The sequence below is a fragment of the Paenibacillus sp. FSL H8-0282 genome (assembly GCF_037963825.1).
GTDB lineage: Bacteria > Bacillota > Bacilli > Paenibacillales > Paenibacillaceae > Paenibacillus_AQ > Paenibacillus_AQ odorifer.
In genome coordinates this window covers 2,392,945-2,411,755 of record NZ_CP150146.1, presented here as the reverse complement: position 1 = coordinate 2,411,755, position 18,811 = coordinate 2,392,945, and the positions used below count along the sequence as shown (strand labels likewise).

Below are 18,811 nucleotides of genomic sequence, written 5' to 3'. Positions count from 1 at the left end.
GTAGAAACAAAATACAAATTAGTTTTTATCCAATCTGCGCGTGGAGAGACGCTATCGGACCAACTGACTTTATTCGCAGCTTTAGAGTACATTTAGATTCCTATCGGACCACGTTGACCTTATTCGTACCATTAGGGCAGATTTAGATTCCTTTCGGACCCCACAGTCGCTATTGGCATAAAAAATGCCTTATTCGTTCCTTTTTCCATGTAATAGCTGCGCTGGGGTCCGATACTATGCTCAAAAAGCGATAAATGAGCAAATAGCTTCATCTGGGTCCGTAAGCCTCAGGAGATGTTTCTTAAAGATTTCTTTCGCTTAAGCACTACCGTCTGCTGAAAAACATAAAAAAAGGATTATAAACCTGCTACTAGAGCAGTTCTATAATCCTTTTAGCTATGCGGTCAAGAGGACTCGAACCTCCACGATATTGCTACCACTGGCACCTGAAGCCAGCGCGTCTGCCAATTCCGCCATGACCGCGTATTATAATGACTCGCTTATTGCGGTCACAAGATAGATCATACCACGCTGAGAATTCCACGTCAATATATTTTTGCCGTTTTCTTATCATTCATTAATTTATGGATAATTATTGCTTTTGTTGCCGAATATAAGGTATAATGAGAACAAAAGTTCGCATAATATAAATGAGGTGATTTATAATGGCGACTACAAAGCTAAACACATCCATTATTGATGAAGAAGTAACTAAAGAAGAACTGTCCCTGGTCAGAAGCTATTTGCTGCTAACGTTTATTCATAAAGTTTTCGAACGTGACTGCCGTGTAATCAGTAGAAGCGGCCTGTTTAAGACCCCTCAGCTATATATGGAGCTCGTATCTGGTGCCACTAAGAAGACGTCACTAATGCTTCAAGAGGTTACGCGCGAGCTGAGCTCCCATGATTTGAAGATTACAACCGTTCGCCAAGATCAGCGAGGAGTCGAAGCCTTATATTCCTGCAGAGGATTTCAAGGAGAGATGAATATATTATGGCCAGGCTTCCGTAGAGAAATGATGCTGCGCATGCGCGCGTATCTTGGACTGTCCACAGAACTCTCCATACTCTCCAGAGAAGAGAATGCGTCTGAACTTGCTCTAACTATATAATCCCAAATGATATTACAGAAACAGCTCCCGCCCAGTAGGGCGAGGAGCTGTTTTGTATTATGAAGATTATTACTGCGAAAATTATTACTGTGAAGATTATATATTATCCGGATCTTGTCTTGGTTCACTAAATGGCTGGAATATATAATTGCGATCCAGCTTCACTACTCGTCTATTCTGACGACGTATCATCACCTGAGAATCATCCCAAGCAAGAACTATCCCTTTTACATCGTTACTTTCCAAGCCATCACGCACTACACGAATTTTCTCACCGGAAATCCGATAGGCATCCAATTGCTCATCGCTAATCATCATTAATCCCTCCTGTCATAGCTTGTCCTATTTAGTCTCAGAAAAAAGACCCAAATGATAAATCATCTGGGTCTCATGTAGGCAATTAACGACTTGCATGTCTACTAAAGCATTCTTATATCAGCGCTTCATTCTTCTCAAACCAGAAGTCAAGAACTTTAGCGGACATCACACGTTGCTCCAGATACTCCACTTGGTTAGTTGTGAATTTCTCCCTCCACGGGAAGGATAACTCTTCGCACAAACCTTTGATTGTCAGAAGCTCTGACCAGGCTACATAGCGTTTGTACCAAAAAAACTGAGGATGTTCAATCATATAGGGATACAGATCGTCGAATTCCGTGTGTTTGCAATCCAGCGCACGCTCGAAATGATCCTTGGCCTCGGTTAATTTATCAATAAAAAATTGTTCAGTCACCGGTTCTTTCCCCATTGTGACGCCTCCTCCCTATGTCTAATTTTTATTATAAAGGAAAATCCATAGGGTGAAAAGCAGTTGTTTAAAAAATAGGCCTGTTCTTATTACCAATTAGGTTATTCCCCAAATTCGATGGTGCCTCCATTTAGAGAGGTAATTCTTACGAGTGACTCCAGACGAATGCCTTGCTCTCTGATCGTCCGAGCCCCTGCCTGAAAGCTTTTTTCTACTACAACACCAAGACCAACTAGCTCAGCGCCAGAACGTTGAATGATCTTAATCAAGCCACGCGCTGCATCACCATTGGCAATAATATCATCAATAAAGAGGATTTTATCCTCTGGAGAGATGAACTGGCGAGACAACATAATATCGGTAACGATACCTTTTGTAAAAGACGGAACTCTTTCGCAAAGCGCATCCGGATCAGCTAACAGAGTTTTTTTGCGGCGTGCAAAAACTAGCGGCACCTTTAATTCATACGCGGTGGCAAATGCCACGGCAATGCCCGAGGATTCAACGGTCACAATACGAGTAATTCCTGAATCCGCAAACCTCCCGGCAAACTCCCGTCCCATTTCCATCGTAAGCTGTGGATCAACCTGATGATTTAGCAGTGCATCCAGCTTCAGTACCTCATCCGAAACGACGACACCTTCTTCCAAAATCCGCTGTTTCAACACTTCCATGACTTTGAACCTCCAATACCCTTTATAATCGCAGACATTCCGTACAAATTAATCACTGATCATAAAGCAATTACGACGGAAGTCATGTCCTACTGATCCTCATCATAACCTGTACTATACAGAGTACACAAGGTTATCCTGCATAGCACTCGTTATGATTTTTCTTTAGCTTCGTAAAACTATTAGGAGGGGAGCCATGAAATCACATGTCCGAACATTACAGATCGCTTTCACTTATATTGGCACCATTGTAGGAGCCGGATTCGCCACCGGGCAGGAAATATTAAAATTCTTCACACGTTACGGGCACTGGGCAGTCCTGACCATCCTGCTCTCAACTATATTGTTCATATGGCTGGGTACAAAAATGATGGTCATTGCTCGGCGAATAGAAGCAGAATCCTATGAGGACTTTAACCGTCACCTCTTCGGGGAACAGGTCGGAAGCACCATCAGTTTGTTCACGATGGTCGTCCTGATCGGAGTAAACAGTATTATGCTTGCAGGGGCCGGCGCTATTTTTCAGGAGCATCTCGGACTTCATTATCAGACTGGACTACTTATTACATTGCTTGGTTCATACTTTCTGCTAAAACGAGGGATTTCCGGTATTCTGCAAATGAACAGTATTGTTGTTCCTTTAATGCTTACTCTGTCACTTATCATTATTTTTAATACTTTTCAAATTCCGGGAGCTGGACGGTTCCTGTTCCTTGATAACGATCGCTCTCTCTTTGGGGCATGGATGTCACCGCTGCTCTACACCGCCTTTAATTTAGGGATGGCACAAGCTGTTTTAGTCCCAATGGCTCGTCACACAGAGGAAGAAAAATCCCTTGTATGGGGCGGTATTATTGGGGGTACCGGGATTGGTTTTATGTTGATTGCCGCACATTTCGCAATGAGCTCACAGATGCCAGGGATTCTCAAGTTTGAAATTCCGATGGGCAGCATCGCCGTCCGGTTGGGTACTGTAGTGCAAACTATATATCTGCTGCTGATCTTTTTGGAGATCTTCAGCACTTTTGTCGCCGATATTTATGGAGTAGCTGTACAGCTTAAGCAACGGCTTCCCCTATCAACTGCACTAATCACACCTCTTCTGATGTTGGTCTGCTATTTACTGAGCCAGTTTGGCTTTAGTTCACTTCTCTCGGTGTTCTACCCAATCTTCGGAGGCTTATCATTAGTCTGGGCTGTCAAGCTGCTGCGAACGCCATGGTCCTCTCCACCAGGTAGTAATACTTCATCGAACTCAAAGGAGAAGGGGAACAGTATCGTATCCGTAAAACCAATCACCCGAACTACACGGAAATAACCGCTGCTGTAGGAATCATACGTGCTGCCGCTTCCGCCACATGCTTGTGACAGGTCATCATCACAATCTGGCGGGAGATCGACAGTTCTCCAAGAAGTCCAAGCGCAGCATGAAGACGAGACTCATCAAAGTTAACGAAGAGATCATCGAATAACAGCGGCAGCGATACTTGCCGTGACATGGTCTCTGCCAATGCCAGCCGGATGGCAAGATACAGCTGTTCTGCCGTCCCTCGGCTGAGCAGTCCACTGTCCAGCAGTCCCCCGTCCTTGTGTTCAGCTTTCAGCTCTTTATGCCCTAGTGTCATAACAACCCTTTTGTATTCCCCTTCCGTCAGCTTGGAGAAATAATCTGAGGCAAGCAGTAATACCTGTGGCTGCTTCTCCTGCTCATACACACGGCGAGTTCGCCCGATTAGTTCGGCAGTTATCGCTGCCACTGCATATTTATCAGCCACGATCCGCAAGGCTGCTCTCTGCTCTTCCAGTTGCTGAATAACGGAATCCTCCACGCAGCGCTCCTTCAAATACTCCCTTTCCTGAAGCAGCTTGCCTCGTTGCTCCAGCAGGGTGTTCCAACCCTCTTCCTGCCGTTCCATCAATTCTTCAGCCGATGACCGCTCCAGCTGCAATGCTTCCGCATCATGATGATTTAATAATTCCAGCAGAGCAGCAACCCGCTCCTCCTCCCAACCACCGAACATAGCAAGCTCCCACTGGCGAATCAATTTATTCAGATCACTGCGCCGCTGCACAGCTGCTGACCTGCGTAAGAAATCCTCTCCACCAGTCGCCCCGCCTTCCTGTATCAGAAGCTCACGCTGTTCTCTCAGCTCACCTAATATCCTGTGGCTCTCCTTGAGTTCTTCATCCACATCCTGCAATCTTGACTGCATAGTTTCCCGGCGAATCAAGTCCTTTTTCAGATCATCCCATGCTCTTTTTCGCAGTTCCAGCCAGCTTAGTAAGGTTAATGCAGATACTCGTTTCCCCTCTTGCGGATCTATTTCAAAGCCAGCTGCCGCTACACCAGACTCGTCGCCAAGATCAGCACCCGACTCATAAATAAGAGCGAGCAGCTCCTCCTCAAACACGTTACATTCTGCTTCCAGCTCCTTCAATCGTAAGGAGAGTTTATTCTCTTGGCGCAGCAGCTCATTCCCTTGTTCAACCATAGCAAAAATATCCGGCAGCCCTTCAGGAGATAATCCTTCAGGCAACCTGCGTTGGCAAAGCCATTCTTCATATTGCTCAGCCGTTTCCGTGAATGCCGCCTCCGCCCGGTGCATTTCTTCAGCGAGCAGCTTCTCTTGGCCTGCCAGCGTCTCCAGCTCCGTGCGGCAGGCATCACGCTCGGCGGCATAGCGTTCGATGCGCTGCCGCCAAGCTGACCAAGCCTCCATGAGCCTGCGAAGCTCCCTCATGGAGGCCTCCAGCCCGCCTGCGTCAGGGCTGGACCCCGGGGCGGCCGTCCGCCGCCCCGGCACAACGCTCTCCGGCTCCGCCCCGGAGAGCAGCTGCCCCCGCAGCCGCAGCATCTCGGCTGCGGCTGCGCTGACGTCCCCGCCATGCTCTGGCGGGGACTCTTCCACCCGGCGCGCTCCGCGCAAGCCGGCCCAAAGGGCCAGATCGGCCGCGCCCAGCAGGCCGATCGCAAGCACGGCGCTGGCCGGCGGAGCACCGGTCAGCCACAGCGCTGCGGGCAGCAGCACGGTTAGTGCTGCCCCAGCGCACAGCAGGCGCAGGTAGAGCGCGGCCATGCGCTTCGCGCCAAGGCCGTCACTTCCGGCGCCGCGCGCTGGCCCTTCGCTGAGCTGCGCTTCGCGCCAGCGTTCGGCCGCCTGCTGCAGCTCGTCCCACAGCTGCAGCACTTCACGGGCGCTGCACGGAGCCAGCTGCGCAAAAGCTTCCGCGCCGGTAGCGTGCTCACGCGCCAGCGCCCGTTCTGCTGCTTGGAGCGACGCTGAGGCAGCGGCCAAACGGGAGCGCAACGACTGCCGCGTTGCACCCTCCGCCTCCATGCGGCGGTCATAACTAGCGAACGCCGCCGCAAACTTCCGTGCAGCTTCACGATCCGCCGCTGTCCCAGAGAATGAAGTCAGCTCTGCAGGGCCCCAGCTCACATCAATGCCGCGCAGAATTCGCCGCAAATGCTCATTCAGCGCCGTTAACTCTCCCTCAAGCCGTTGTCTTTCCGTTCTACGGTTCTCGTAACTGCTCCGATGCCGGTCCAGCCGCTCCAAAGCAGGCCCCTGCGCTGCTAATACTTCATCTGGAGGGTTCTTTGCCAGTTCAATAGTAAGCTCGCTTAGAAGACGTTCATAACGTACTACTGATCCCTGTGCATTCCGAATTTCTCCTTCAAACGCCTGAAAGCGAGTTGCCCCTTCTTCAGGAAAGGCTAAAATCAATGGCAATCCTTGCAGCTCTAGCTGAGCCTCGCTCCACTTTAACCACAGCTCACGGACTTCCTGTGCTTTTCGAAACATCACTAGCTGCTCTCCAGTGAGCTTGCGCTGTTGCTCCAATTCATCTAGCTCCGACTCCGTTACCCTCAATGCCACTATATTATCGTTATATCGCGGAAGATAAGAACGGCTCTCAACCATTTGTCGCTCAAGCTTTTCTATGGCTTGCACAACTTTTGCTGCTTCTTGCAGCTTGCCACGAGGTTTGTACAGCTTCTCAGCTTCCTGCACCAAACGGCGTTCCGCACGCATGATTGCACCGCCACCGCCCATACCTGCATGAAAAAGAAAGCTGCTCATCTCCTCAGATTGAAGGGCAGCAAGCTCCTGCAGCTCGTCCAGTGAAACTGCGAACAATTGCTGGAACATACTCCTAGAGATCCCCCCAAGTAAATATCGTTCCATTTCAGCTTGTCCCAGCTCTTGAGTCGTTTCATTTGGATGATTTACTGTAATGTTCAGCTTTTCATTTCTTCCTGATCCCTCAGCACCTGAAGCAAAACGGCGAATGGTCCACAAACCATCATTACTGTCACGTATCTTCAAGGTTCCCCCATGCAATCCGCCTTGCATAGGTTCATACCTCTCCAAGGGATTTCCTCGGCTTGGAATTCCAAACAGCATAGAGCGTATGAATTGCAGTGTCGTACTTTTTCCTGCTTCATTACGCCCATAAAGTACGGTCACTCCCTGCGTTAAATGAATCTCTCGATTGTGAAGACGCCCGAAGCCATTGATATGCAAATGTTCAATTCTCATCGTTTTGCCCTCCGGCTTGTTGATACGAAAGACTTTCCGCCGCTTCAACAGTATCATCCATCCCGCCAAGCATCGTGATTCCCTGCTCTGCTGCACCACGTAGCCAGCTCAACTTCTCTTCTTGACTAGTCATAAACAACAGCTTTCGCAGCTCCTGATTCTCCAATAGCGGTTTAAGCGCACTATTTAATAGTTCTTCGAGCGCTTCCGGGGAATGTTCCGTATGCTCTGCAATGCGCAGCATTTCTCCAAGAAAACTATCCTCTTCCAATAAGCGTTGGCGATCAATAGCTAAACCGGACTCTATAGCGAACCCTTCCGTCCAGACAAGCCCTGCGTAATCTTTACGCTCAGCCCTAATCGCCTCACGGCGCTGGAGTTCAGACAGCAGATCCTCTGCTGCCCCTTTTTCAGCCAATACTTTATGTACGTCCCCTCGCCCAATCAGACGAAATCTGACCACCGACATGAGCTCCGGGAGCTCCGCGCGGATGTCTTCAATAACCTGCTCCACTTTCTGTATCCATTCTGCTTCATTGCTTAATCCTTCTATAGATAAGTCTCTAACCTGCCAGCGAACGAAATCCAGTTCATGAAATTGCAGAGTGGATCTTCCAGCCTCATCTACATCCACAATATAACAACCTTTAGCTCCGGTTTCCTTAATGCTGCGCCCTTGTATATTGCCTGGATATACAATCACAGGCTTCTCATGCAGTACACTACGTTTATGAATATGTCCAAGCGCCCAATAATCAAACCCCCGTTCGATAAGGTCCCTGCGACTGCAAGGAGAATAGGTCTCATGCAGCAAATCACCGTCTACATTGCCATGCAGCATCGCAATATGAAACAGGCGGCTGCCAGGTTTACGAGAAAAGGTTACAGCTGTGTTGTTCGTCACTTTCGCCGTTGGATAAGAGATTCCACTAACGATGGCAACTTCTTGGCCATCTATACGGCGGCAAGCTGTAGCGTGATCTGGCTTCTCTCCGCCAAATACGGTAACATGCTTTGGCATTTCCGTTGTCAGACGCAGTCCGTCAAGCGGATCGTGGTTGCCATGAATCAGGAACACGTGAATCCCGTGCTCACCGAGTTCTTTGAGCGCTTCCTGAAATCGCAGCTGTCCCTGTAATGATGCATCTGAAACATCATACACATCTCCACTAATAACAATAAAATCAACATTCTCTTGGATCGCAACGCGGACAAGCCGCCCGAGGGCGGCAAAGGTAGACTCACGTAAATAAGCACGAATGGCTGGCGAAATATGCGCCAGCCCGGCAAAACGGCTATCCAGATGTAAATCAGCAGTATGCAGAAAGCGAAATGGAATCATAGGTGCTCACCCTTTCGTTCCTGAAGGATACTGTAAATAGGTTTTTTTAAGTTCATTAGCAACTCGTGTCAACGAATATAGGCTTTTGGCTTTATCCCATGCGGAACGTGAAAGCTCATAACGATAAGCCGGATCAGATATCACCTTCTCTAATGCGTCAGCAAGAGCAATCTCATCGTCAGGACTGACCAATAAACCATTCACACCATCTTCAATCTGCTCCGGTATTCCGCCCACATTTGTCCCCACTAAAGCCAGGCAGCTAAGTGCCGCTTCCGCAAACACTGAACCGAACGCCTCCGCCCGAGAGGGCAATACGAAAATATCAAAGAATGGCATGAATTCTTCAGGGTGCAGCGTATATCCGTAAAAGATCGTTTCATTATAGATCCCTAAATGTTGGGCCATCTTTTCCAGATCTGCACGTGAAGGACCGTCGCCAATAATATGCAGTACATACTCATGGCCGCGATTTTTAAGCTCCGCGCAAGCGTTGAGTAATATATCTATTCCTTTGGCCGGAACCAGACGTGTCACGGTCACTAGCTGCGGAATAGCGTTATCATGCGGAACAGGCTTAAATCTTTTTTCATCAAAACCATTCGGTATAACACCTATATTAGAAGGATCAATAATATAAGGGGCCACATACTCTGCAAAAGATCGCGACACCGTCATTAATCGATCACTAACATGCTCAAGTTCACGATAAAGTGAGACTAGAAAACGATGCTCCAAGCCATCCTCGGAAATCGCTCCATTTAGAATCAATTCTCGCTCGTAACTGGAATGCAGGGTATGAATTAACGGAGTATCAGGGAACACTTTTTTCATCGCTAAGCCAGCAATCGGATGATGAGAATGAATAAGATCATAAGGCTTACTCATCCGCAGTTTTGTCCACCATAAATAATCACGATAGGTCTGAATATATTTCTGAACGATCGGACTTTCTCCATACTGCGTCCAATCAAACGTCTCGAATATTACTTCCTCATGCCCCTTATTGCGAATCCGCTTAGGCAGCCAAAACAAATCCATCTCCCAACGGCTTGAACGGAATCTTTCCTGAAGATAAGGGATCATAGATGATACACCACCGGGTTGCTCCGGCGGGAAGAAGAGCGCTTGCAGCAAATTCATATGGTACATCCCCTTTACAATTGCCCTGTGTACTGTAAGACTCGGCAATTATGATATAGTTGAATATATGTAGAATTTCAGGTACGATTACGTTCCCCATACCTTGATTTTATCGGTATAAACATGAAACAGCAACTAAGAAAAAGGAGAATGATCTATGAAGGAAGAACAGCTGCCTGCCTCTTACACCGCATCTATTAAAGAAATGCTGGGGCAAGAGGCAGATGCTTTTCTAGAAAGTTATTCAGCACCACGAACTCAAGGACTGCGCTTTAATCCGCTAAAAAGCACCTCAGCCATAGGCCAAGTTGCGGTGGACCGTACAGTCTCACAATTTAATTTGAAGCCTATCCCATGGTGCCAGGGCGGGTTTTATTATGATGAGCCCGCTCGACCAGGCAGACATCCTTACCATGCAGCTGGACTATATTATATTCAGGAGCCTTCCGCAATGTCCGCAGCTGAACTGCTGGCACCTGAACCCGGTGAAACCGTCCTCGATCTTGCAGCAGCCCCTGGAGGTAAAACTACGCATATCGCTGGTTTAATGCAGGGACAAGGCCTCTTAATCTCTAATGAAATCCATCCGGAACGCGCAAAAATTCTAGCAGAGAACGTTGAACGTCTGGGCATTAAGAATACCCTCGTAACCTGTGCAACACCAGAACAGCTATCTGCGCGTTTCCCGCAAGCTTTTGACCGAATTATGCTGGATGCTCCTTGTTCTGGAGAAGGCATGTTCCGAAAAGATCCAAAAGCCATTCAAGAATGGTCTCCTGCTCATGTAGTTATGTGCGCAGCGAGACAATGGGATATCCTGCAAGACGCCTACATTATGCTTAAACCAGGGGGTACTTTAGCTTACTCTACCTGCACCTTTAACCGTCAAGAGAATGAAGAAACCATTGCTCGATTGACGGCTAGTTACCCCGATATGGAACTACTCACCTGCAAACGCCTTTGGCCGCATTTAGAAAAGGGCGAAGGTCACTTTGTTGCACTCCTGCGTAAGCAAATTGACACTGTATCCGTGAATGACGATGCCAACCGCAACGCCAAAAAACGCCGAAGCAAAAACAACCCAAAAACTAATTCTTCTGTACGTGATGCCTACCAGCTTTTTCAAGACTGGGCTGCGGTAGAACTGCCTGGTCTTTCATGCCAAGGTGTACCCCTGCTCTTCGGTGAATCTCTTTATTTGCTGCCAGAATCCTTTAATGGCAACCTCCATACCGGGCTGCTGGACGGACTGCGTATTCCACGAGCTGGACTACATATTGCCCATTTGAAGAAAAATCGGATTGAACCTGCTCATGCATTAGCTATGGCACTTCAGCCCCTACAAGCATCACGAAGCTTTGATCTCAGCAGTGAGGGCCCGGAAATACATGCTTGGCTCCGCGGTGAAAGCCTGCCTGTCCCCAGCGAATTACATGGATGGACGCTTGTAACTTTAGATGGTTTGCCAATTAGTTGGGGCAAGGCGAGTTTAGGCCAGCTTAAAAATCATCTCCCTAAAGGATTACGTATCCTAAAAGCCCATATTGACGAGCAATAGGCCATAGACCAGTGCAACAGGCCCTCTTCGGCATATGATGTCATTATCTCAGAAAGCTGCGACACCAGTCACAGCAATTGAGAAGAAGACATAAGTTGAGGAGGAATAAATCATGGGTGAATTTCAAGGAGGAGCTTTCACTTCGACCGGAGCGATTTTGGTACTTTTCATCTTGCTGGTCATCATTTCCCGTTCGTTGTTTGTTTAAAACCTTCCCGGCTTAATTAGCTGGTGAAACGAAGCGGCTGTGTCGTCCTTTTTTGGGCGGTGCGGCCGCTTTATTTCTTTCCGACATAACATCTCCATTTGTTATTCTCGTGAATATTTACCGTCTGAAAGCCCGATTTCCATAATAACTGCTCCATCTCTTCGTTCTTAGTGAATTGCTTCATATGATAATTGATTTTATAGATCTCAGAAATAATAACAAATGTACCGCCTGCTATCAGCACCCTAAATGCTTCACTTATATCTTGTTCGAGGTCCGGCCAGAAATAATGCGTCTGAATCGCTGTGATCGTCCCAAAAAATCCATCGTTGTACGGTAACGCCGACACATCTCCCTGACTAATCCTCACCCTACCAGCGGCAACAGCCTTATTGTTTTTTTGAATAGATGTCTCTACAGCTTGTTGTGAGTAATCTATGCCGTAAATTTCATGTTGTTTATTTTGTTTTGCTAAAGTATGTATAGTTTGACCGCCACCACAGCCTATGTCCAGGATAGGAGTGCCGCTCTTGATTTCTATTTTTCTAAGCCCCCATGTTGTGATGCTGGTATGTGCCTGATTCATGATTTTGATCATGATATTTCCTACGAACCCTCTAGGATTCTTGGCTTGCTCAATCAGCGCATTCAATAAACCCATATTTGTACCTCCCAATCAATTGGCCATACCAGCAGCCTGATCCCTTGATATATGTTCCGTAAGATTTTCTGCTGTAACTGCCCACTTATCTGCTTGATACTCTATTTTATGAATACTAGTATATGAAGTCGGGAAATGAGCATTCTTATTCGTCCACGTTAGCCCTTTTAAAATATGGTATATAACATTAATTACGCCACCATGAGTGACCATAATTACATTTTCATTTGGATCAGTACTCTCCAGTTCATTACATAGTTTTGAGAAACTTGAACTTATTCGCGTAAAAAATTCCTGAGGACTTTCTCCTCCTGGAAATCTCTCATCCATTCTTAAAGCCGAGAAATAAAGACCCGGGTATCGTTCATTTGCGATTTCATGGGGCATTCCAGCGATTACACCATTGTTCGTTTCTCTCCAATACTGGCTGCTTTCAACAGGCAAATTAAGCTCTCTGGCGATCTCATTTGCTGTATCTAACGCACGTTGCAAATCACTACAAAGAATACGGGTTATGTTAAAGCTAGATTGATTTTCCTTAAGATAATATCCAAGACGTTCGGCTTGTCTATATCCCTCTACTACAAGTCCACGTTGACTCCAACCCCCACGAAAGCCTTCTTCATCTATTCCATGCCTTATAAAATATATAGCCATCGATTGTATACCTCCTGAACAAGATTGTTATACATTTGCATTAAACTTCGAAAACGCGTGTTTTTTAAGTTGATCCCAATTGGGCGTTGCGATGTTTGCTTGTTGCTTCAAAATATCAAATGAATCAAACAAAGCTGCTATTTCGTTGAAAGAACCGTCCACTAATTTCATAAACGGTAATTTATGAATTATTGTCAGACCATAATATACAGCCTGCTTGTGCTTTCGAACAAAGTTAACTTGCCCTGCTGGAGTGACAGTATAACCTAATTGCTCCATGATTTGAAACCCCTCATCCATTACTGAAATGGCTTGTCTTAATAGCTTCTTATCTTTGGATACCTTTTTCAAATCCCCGTCATGCAGATAACTAAGGGAGTTCAAAGCCACTATAGGCACGATATGACTTTTGAGCCAAGCATCCATATCCTCATGATAAGTTAGCTTATACTTAGCGTTCTCAAACGCTTTTTCCAGTAAGTGTTTTATTGAGATCTCACCGTCTAAACTGCCAAGTACCATTTGCCCTCCTGCGTGTATTTTGATAACACGACCGCTCGTTTCCCGAATTCCTGCACTAAGCTGAAATCCGAAGAGTATATTTTTCCTCACATTGCTCATTTCCTGGAGAGCCTTTTGCATGCCAAGAGCATCGCCATTGTTCCCCACAAGAATTATATTCTGACTCTGATTCTCAGCTAGAATAGGTAGCACAGATGGAAAATCATTATATTTCATAACAACAAAAATAAGATCATAGAGATCATCGGATCGAAGCGTAGAGATGACCTTTACTGTATCCACAGTGTTTTTAATTTGAAAATAATGGCGAAGCACAAGTCCGTCTTTCGTCAATTGCTCTGCTCGCTTTCCTCTGGCAAGCATGGTGACATCATTTCCCCCACGCACTAGAACATGTGCAAGATAGCTGCCTAATACTCCCGCTCCAAAAACTAAAACTCTCATATTTAACTCCTCTATCCCTTTTTAGACATTTGTTGAATTTTGATCAACTGTTCGATAAAATCAGATTATCACATCTCGGGTAGGGTTCAATCGTTAGTTTGATCGGGTTTGTTGATTTTTCAACAGAATACAATACATTGTTTAATAAAAAGGGAGTCTTACCATGGACAGAAGAATTAAAAAAAACCAAACAGCCATCATGAATGCATTAATTCAACTGATGGCTGAAAAAGATTTTGAAAAAATAACGATCAACGAAATCGCAGAGCGCGCTGATGTAAACCGCGGAACGATTTATTCCCATTATGCGGATAAATACGATCTGATGGATAAATGTCTGGAGGCTCAGCTCCGGCAACTAATCGAAAGCTGCTCCGCAGTGGAGGATGAAACCGAACCTAATCCCTCGAAGGCGTCATTGCTCCGCACGCTGGAACAATTGGAGGAGAATGCTCTCTTTTATAAGACTTTATTAAGAAACAAAGCTTTACTCTCCTTTAGAAACCAATTACAAGAAATGATAAATGAGCAGATTAAGGTACAATTTTTAGAAAACAATTTTAACCTGGATGAGCTGAGTAAAGATATATCTGTGCAATTTTTGAGTTCGGCGACTGTCGGAGTGATTGAATGGTGGTTTACTCATAGTAATCCTTGCTCTGCAAAAGAGATCACTGAAAAGTTATGGTCCATGGTCAATCTAAATCTGCAGATGATCCGTTCTCAAGCTTGAATATGCTCTCCCGTATCCATCTCATAAATGGAGCTGATGATTTTTTCAATGGGAATCTCCTTAATAGATATATCAAGGATCTCTACCTTTTCGCTAAGAATATGCAGAAACTCGCCCATTTTACATTGCTCGGTATCGATCAGCAGCTCCACTTCGTAATCCGATATTCTTTCCGATATCAAAGTTCCAGGCAGATCAATATCTCCAATAGTTGTGGCGGCTGAAAGCCTGACTACTTTTTTGGCGCCCAGATGCAGTCGAAGTTCAGAGAACTTGTCGTCATATACTTTTTTCCCTTGATGAATTATAAGTACTCTTTGAACCAAACGCTCTACATCTTCCAAGTCATGTGTTGTCAGAATAAATGTGGTGCCTTCCTGATTCATTTGCTTAATGAATTCTCTGATTCTTTGTTTAGCTATCACATCCAGCCCGATCGTCGGCTCATCCAAAAAAACCACAGGTGGTGAATGAAGCATCGCCATAATAAACTCGCATTTCATTCGTTCTCCCAGGGAAAGGGTTCGTGTGGGTTTAGTGATAATATCGCCAATCTCAAACATGTTTACAAATCGGTCTAGTCTTGTACGAAAGTCGTTCGTAGGAATATCATAGATTTCCTTGTTCATATAAAAGCTATCCAATGGGGGAATGTCCCATATTAACTGCGATTTCTGTCCGAACAATACCCCTATTTGTTTTACATATTGATTTTTCTGCTTATGAGGGTTGTACCCTAGAACATTTATTTCACCCGAGGTAGGATAAAGAACGCCTGTCAGCATTTTAATAGTCGTAGATTTCCCCGCACCGTTTGGACCCAGAATCCCAATAATTTCTCCTTTTCCAACACTGAACGAAAGATCTTCTACAGAGGTAATGATCGATTTTTCACGGTGAAACAGACTTTTAAATACACTTTTTGCATCTTGTCCACGGTGATAGGTTTCGTATTGCTTGGTTAAGTTCTTGACGGTAATAATGTCCAAGTGAAATTCTCCTTCTTAGAGCTAAACTAATCTTTTATCCTCCGGCGCTTTTGTAACTGCGAAGCATGTATGTATAGAGCCAAATTCCGAAGGCAGCAAATAACACACAAGGGATAATCGCTATAAAAAAATAGGGTTCCCATCGGCCAATCAGTGTAGATGCTGGAAAGTAAGCAATCATGGAAACCGGAAACAGAAAAGAACTCACGGCTACGACTGCTTTAGGAAAAATCGTCCCTGGATAACGTCCAAAAGACTTAATGCTCTCAAACATCTCCGGCAAGCGGGAATTCGCTACCCATTTGAAGGAAATCGCTGCCACAATAAGCGCCACGCCGAACATAACAAGCAGCCCTGCGCCAAACAACAACAGGAACAATAACCAAGAGCCGATGGTCATCCCATCGATTCCGCTAAGTGCGTATACGAACATGATTACTCCTCCGCCTAAAAGCCCGATACTTTCGAACTCAAAAGATCTGGCCAACAGCAGAAAAAGGCTCGAGGTCGGTTTAATTAATACCACTTCCAAAGTCCCTTCTACAACATGAGACATCGTATTCCACATAATTCCGTTAAAAAAAATCCCGGCACAAGCCGTAGACAGAATAAAAACGGATTGAATCAACAGCGCCTCTTTAAAGGTCCAACCTGCAAATGAAGCATTCGAATTATAAATGAATACCGTTACTAGAGGAAACAGCACATTCCCTATGAGCATGATAAGACTATTAAGAATAAAATTAACACGATAAGTGATAGCAGAAGCAATATTCGCCTTCATGCAGATTTTATATATTTGATACATACGTTTCATGCGCCCACCCCCGTAAAATGCTTAAGCGACACCGCATACAGCACCCGGCAGACAACTCCGGCAATAATTACCGCTATGAGCTGCAGCAATAACACTTGAGGAATAGGTAAGGTTATATCTGCTAAAGTATAGCTACCTGTATAGACCATTGCGGGAAGAAAGGCCGTGTATTGAAAGGGTAAGAAAAAGGACGCCATTTGTAAGGATTTTGGGAAAAATACTAATGGAATCAGCGATCCTGAAAATATCCCTTCGCAAAGATTAAAAAAATTACGAATACTAGAGGATTGCACCATCCAAAAGGCGACCATTCCAATACTATAATGAATGAAAAAATTCATCATAAACGCCATAGCTACCGAAAGAATCGCGTATAGTAAATTTGCGGGTAAGACATCAATATGAAAAATAAAGAAAAAGATCATAAAGCAGGGTAAAAATTCAAATAAAAGCCCAAGTACCCTATGCCCTGCCTTCTGAGACAAAGCAAAGAACATATGATTTAGCGGTCTTAACGAAAACGTAATGAATTTCCCGGTACGAATAAGCATTTGTAAATTCCAATCGGCAAAATCCATCGTCAAATAGTTGATCAACATCGTAGCACAAAAATAGGAAAGCATTTGGGAGAGTGACATCCCGTTGATATAAGATTCCCCGCTATAAACAGCGCTCCATATATAATACTGCACTAAAAAGTACACTGGGCCTACAAAAATAGAAACCATCGAATGCGTCCTGTACGCACTCCATTCCTTATAAGTAACAAAAGCAACCGCCCTCATAATGCGAAAGCGGTGCTTTATCATCTCAAACATAAGTCACATCCTGCCTATCTATAGATATCACATAAAAAAGTCTTTTTCTTATTCGAGTCCGGACCAGATCACATTATGAGTGCCAAACACCGCTCTGCCGTCCCAAATCCCTTTGTGAAAAGGAAGATACCAAATGGCAATCAGCTTTTCAACCGGGTCAACAAATAAGGCACACGCCCCAGCCCCTTCGTGAAAAAAAGTGCCTTCAGAGTAAGAAGTACTCACATTATAGCGAAGGTCTGGTCCCAGTCCGTATGGTCGATCCGCTCCTGCATCTCCCCATGCATAGTTTGGGATTTTCTCAGAATTAAACCGCTTGGTCATTCTTTGTACCGCCATACGGCTTAAGATATGACCCCCTTCGTATTCCCCTTGATTAAGCAGCATAATCCCGAACTTTTGCAGATCAGCAACTGTGGAATATAAACCACCACCAGTTTCGGGAACGTTGATTTCTTCCTCAGACCTATGTCCCGCGTCCGTAATTTCCCCGTTTTGCAGCTTCTGAAGATATTCCTTAGCCCTTTCCGAACGAATGGCGATCCTACCAGCTTTTTCTGCTGGTATATCAAAGAAGGTATCTTTCATGCCTAACGGTTTTACAATGTGGTCCATTATGTATTTTTCTGCAAAAACACCCGTTATTTTCTCGATAATTGCACCCAAGATCGCGTATCCAAACGATGAATACATCCATTGAGTCCCTACCGGAAAATGAATCCCTTTAGATAGACCGGCTTTAATCCAGTTTTCTTTTCCAAGCTCTGATTCAAAAATATACCACCATGCACTTTTATAGTAAGTATCACTTATAGTGCCAGGATCGGGAGCGATGCCAGAGGTATGAGTCAGTAAATGTGCAATGGTAATCGGCTTAAAAGGGTCGGCATCAAACTCTGGAAGAATAGAACTCACAGGCTGCCCCATAAAAATCTTACCATCATCCGCAAGCTGCCAAATCGCTGTCGCCGTAAACAGCTTCGTAATTGAAGCAACACGAAAAATTGTATCCGTTTTCATTTCCTGGGTGCTTTCTTCTTCGTAACTGAAACGTCCTCCGGCAGCACTAGCAAAGATTTTCCCGTAACGACTAAGAGAATAAATATAACCATCGACTACTTTTTTATCACAGAGATCCTCATAAAAATGATTAACTACCTCTAAACGGTCCTCCCTGTAATTCACTTCGTTCAGCTTGCTAAGCTCTGTGGATGATAACATTATTCGCACTCCCCCTTATTATTCAATAAAATACATGATGCATAAATATCTTGCAATAAAACCCAAATAATTGAAAGGGTGATTTTACATATAACTATTTTATACTGCTCCAATAATTCTGTAACAGCAATGCTGTAATCTCGTTAACGGTTTGTCGTTAGAGATTTAACTAGTGCCATTCCACTAACCAGACCAAATACTATTCCATCATGTATGCTTGCAAATTTGTAGATCTCGATATTCGAAATGTTAAAATACATTACTAAAGTTGGATACATAAGCAGAAGAAAACTTGGAAGAAACACAATAAACAACAGAAGCCAATTAACAACAAAAGCTTTAGGTAATCCTTCTAATAATGCCAGATAGATTCCATAGACAAACGGGATAATAGCCGTGATCCATACAGTATTTTCTAATTGATAGTTCTTTTGTGCCTCTTCAGTGTAATGACTAATTAGCGAGTTTCCATAATGTAATAAGAGCGCCCCCACTATGATCCAGACAAGATAATATAAAAGTTTTGAATTCCGCATCTTCATGAAATCACTCCATTTCTTTTTATATAGTTCATTAGAATGTCTCCATTTAACTTACCATATAATCCATACTTTGGATAT

Annotated in this window: 19 protein-coding genes and 1 tRNA gene; 5 read left to right on the top strand and 15 right to left on the bottom strand. The window is 44.8% G+C overall.

The features are described 5' to 3' along the window. Positions 1-399 precede the first annotated feature (399 nt). Positions 400-483 (bottom strand) — tRNA-Leu (locus NST94_RS10380). A gap of 182 nt (positions 484-665) precedes the next feature. On the opposite strand from NST94_RS10380, the gene NST94_RS10375 reads away from it, so the two are divergent. Then, positions 666-1,112, top strand: a complete 447-nt coding sequence (locus NST94_RS10375) for a hypothetical protein (protein ID WP_051491615.1) — start codon at positions 666-668, stop codon at positions 1,110-1,112. A 96-nt stretch (positions 1,113-1,208) separates the two neighbouring features. Here the strand turns inward: NST94_RS10375 and NST94_RS10370 are convergent, their stop codons facing one another. The 3 genes from NST94_RS10370 to NST94_RS10360 form a co-directional block, all read right to left on the bottom strand. Then, the gene (locus NST94_RS10370; RefSeq protein WP_076186635.1) at positions 1,209-1,427 is read right to left on the bottom strand and encodes a hypothetical protein; all 219 of its coding nucleotides are present in this window, start codon (positions 1,425-1,427) and stop codon (positions 1,209-1,211) included. Positions 1,428-1,542: 115 nt separating this feature from the next. Continuing rightward, positions 1,543-1,860 carry a hypothetical protein gene (locus NST94_RS10365; protein WP_036689410.1) on the bottom strand — a complete coding sequence of 106 codons (318 nt, stop codon included), beginning with the start codon at positions 1,858-1,860 and terminating at the stop codon, positions 1,543-1,545. A 101-nt stretch (positions 1,861-1,961) separates the two neighbouring features. After that, positions 1,962-2,534 carry a xanthine phosphoribosyltransferase gene (locus NST94_RS10360; RefSeq protein WP_038569895.1) on the bottom strand — a complete coding sequence of 191 codons (573 nt, stop codon included), beginning with the start codon at positions 2,532-2,534 and terminating at the stop codon, positions 1,962-1,964. A gap of 196 nt (positions 2,535-2,730) precedes the next feature. Here NST94_RS10360 and NST94_RS10355 point away from each other — a divergent pair, with 196 nt between their 5' ends. Continuing rightward, entirely contained in the window at positions 2,731-3,852 is a 1,122-nt protein-coding gene (locus NST94_RS10355; RefSeq protein WP_339281929.1) for a hypothetical protein, read from the top strand. On the opposite strand, the gene NST94_RS10350 is transcribed toward NST94_RS10355, so the two are convergent. Genes NST94_RS10350 through NST94_RS10340 form a run of 3 tightly spaced genes read right to left on the bottom strand, consistent with a single transcriptional unit; the run spans position 3,839 to position 9,563 of the window. After that, positions 3,839-7,078 carry an AAA family ATPase gene (locus NST94_RS10350; RefSeq protein ID WP_339281928.1) on the bottom strand — a complete coding sequence of 1,080 codons (3,240 nt, stop codon included), beginning with the start codon at positions 7,076-7,078 and terminating at the stop codon, positions 3,839-3,841. The two genes, NST94_RS10355 and NST94_RS10350, sit on opposite strands and share 14 nt — an antisense overlap. Further along, the gene (locus NST94_RS10345; RefSeq protein ID WP_339281927.1) at positions 7,068-8,420 is read right to left on the bottom strand and encodes a DNA repair exonuclease; all 1,353 of its coding nucleotides are present in this window, start codon (positions 8,418-8,420) and stop codon (positions 7,068-7,070) included. Before NST94_RS10345 ends, NST94_RS10350 begins: the two co-directional genes overlap by 11 nt. Before the next feature lie 6 nt (positions 8,421-8,426). Next, a complete protein-coding gene (locus NST94_RS10340; RefSeq protein ID WP_076191391.1) occupies positions 8,427-9,563 on the bottom strand; it encodes a glycosyltransferase family 4 protein in 1,137 nt (378 codons plus the stop codon). Positions 9,564-9,720: 157 nt separating this feature from the next. Here NST94_RS10340 and NST94_RS10335 point away from each other — a divergent pair, with 157 nt between their 5' ends. Together NST94_RS10335 and NST94_RS10330 are read left to right on the top strand one after the other, a co-directional pair. Further along, on the top strand, positions 9,721-11,121 hold the full coding sequence (locus tag NST94_RS10335; RefSeq protein ID WP_339173039.1) for an RsmB/NOP family class I SAM-dependent RNA methyltransferase: 1,401 nt from the start codon (positions 9,721-9,723) through the stop codon (positions 11,119-11,121). A gap of 112 nt (positions 11,122-11,233) precedes the next feature. Continuing rightward, positions 11,234-11,329, top strand: a complete 96-nt coding sequence (locus NST94_RS10330) for a sporulation protein YjcZ (RefSeq protein WP_081383126.1) — start codon at positions 11,234-11,236, stop codon at positions 11,327-11,329. 70 nt (positions 11,330-11,399) lie between these two features. Here the strand turns inward: NST94_RS10330 and NST94_RS10325 are convergent, their stop codons facing one another. From NST94_RS10325 to NST94_RS10315, 3 genes are read right to left on the bottom strand one after another with little or no spacing between them, the layout of a single operon-like run. Then, the gene (locus tag NST94_RS10325; protein WP_339281926.1) at positions 11,400-11,990 is read right to left on the bottom strand and encodes a class I SAM-dependent methyltransferase; all 591 of its coding nucleotides are present in this window, start codon (positions 11,988-11,990) and stop codon (positions 11,400-11,402) included. A gap of 15 nt (positions 11,991-12,005) precedes the next feature. Beyond that, the gene (locus NST94_RS10320; RefSeq protein WP_076191382.1) at positions 12,006-12,647 is read right to left on the bottom strand and encodes a histidine phosphatase family protein; all 642 of its coding nucleotides are present in this window, start codon (positions 12,645-12,647) and stop codon (positions 12,006-12,008) included. A gap of 27 nt (positions 12,648-12,674) precedes the next feature. Next, on the bottom strand, positions 12,675-13,613 hold the full coding sequence (locus tag NST94_RS10315) for a 2-dehydropantoate 2-reductase N-terminal domain-containing protein (protein WP_339281925.1): 939 nt from the start codon (positions 13,611-13,613) through the stop codon (positions 12,675-12,677). A gap of 163 nt (positions 13,614-13,776) precedes the next feature. On the opposite strand from NST94_RS10315, the gene NST94_RS10310 reads away from it, so the two are divergent. Beyond that, the gene (locus tag NST94_RS10310) at positions 13,777-14,346 is read left to right on the top strand and encodes a TetR/AcrR family transcriptional regulator (protein ID WP_339281924.1); all 570 of its coding nucleotides are present in this window, start codon (positions 13,777-13,779) and stop codon (positions 14,344-14,346) included. Here the strand turns inward: NST94_RS10310 and NST94_RS10305 are convergent. The 5 genes from NST94_RS10305 to NST94_RS10285 form a co-directional block, all read right to left on the bottom strand. Next, positions 14,337-15,335, bottom strand: a complete 999-nt coding sequence (locus tag NST94_RS10305; protein WP_248549246.1) for an ATP-binding cassette domain-containing protein — start codon at positions 15,333-15,335, stop codon at positions 14,337-14,339. The genes NST94_RS10310 and NST94_RS10305 overlap by 10 nt on opposite strands. 34 nt (positions 15,336-15,369) lie before the next feature. Then, positions 15,370-16,152 (bottom strand): ABC-2 family transporter protein, encoded by a 783-nt coding sequence (locus tag NST94_RS10300; RefSeq protein ID WP_076130141.1) that lies wholly within the window; start codon positions 16,150-16,152, stop codon positions 15,370-15,372. Continuing rightward, a complete protein-coding gene (locus NST94_RS10295; protein ID WP_339282140.1) occupies positions 16,149-16,880 on the bottom strand; it encodes an ABC-2 family transporter protein in 732 nt (243 codons plus the stop codon). Before NST94_RS10295 ends, NST94_RS10300 begins: the two co-directional genes overlap by 4 nt. Positions 16,881-17,018: 138 nt before the next feature. Then, complete coding sequence (locus tag NST94_RS10290) at positions 17,019-18,191, bottom strand: serine hydrolase domain-containing protein (RefSeq protein WP_076130139.1); 1,173 nt, start codon at positions 18,189-18,191, stop codon at positions 17,019-17,021. Positions 18,192-18,334: 143 nt separating this feature from the next. Then, positions 18,335-18,733 carry a hypothetical protein gene (locus NST94_RS10285; RefSeq protein WP_076280946.1) on the bottom strand — a complete coding sequence of 133 codons (399 nt, stop codon included), beginning with the start codon at positions 18,731-18,733 and terminating at the stop codon, positions 18,335-18,337. Positions 18,734-18,811: the final 78 nt, after the last annotated feature.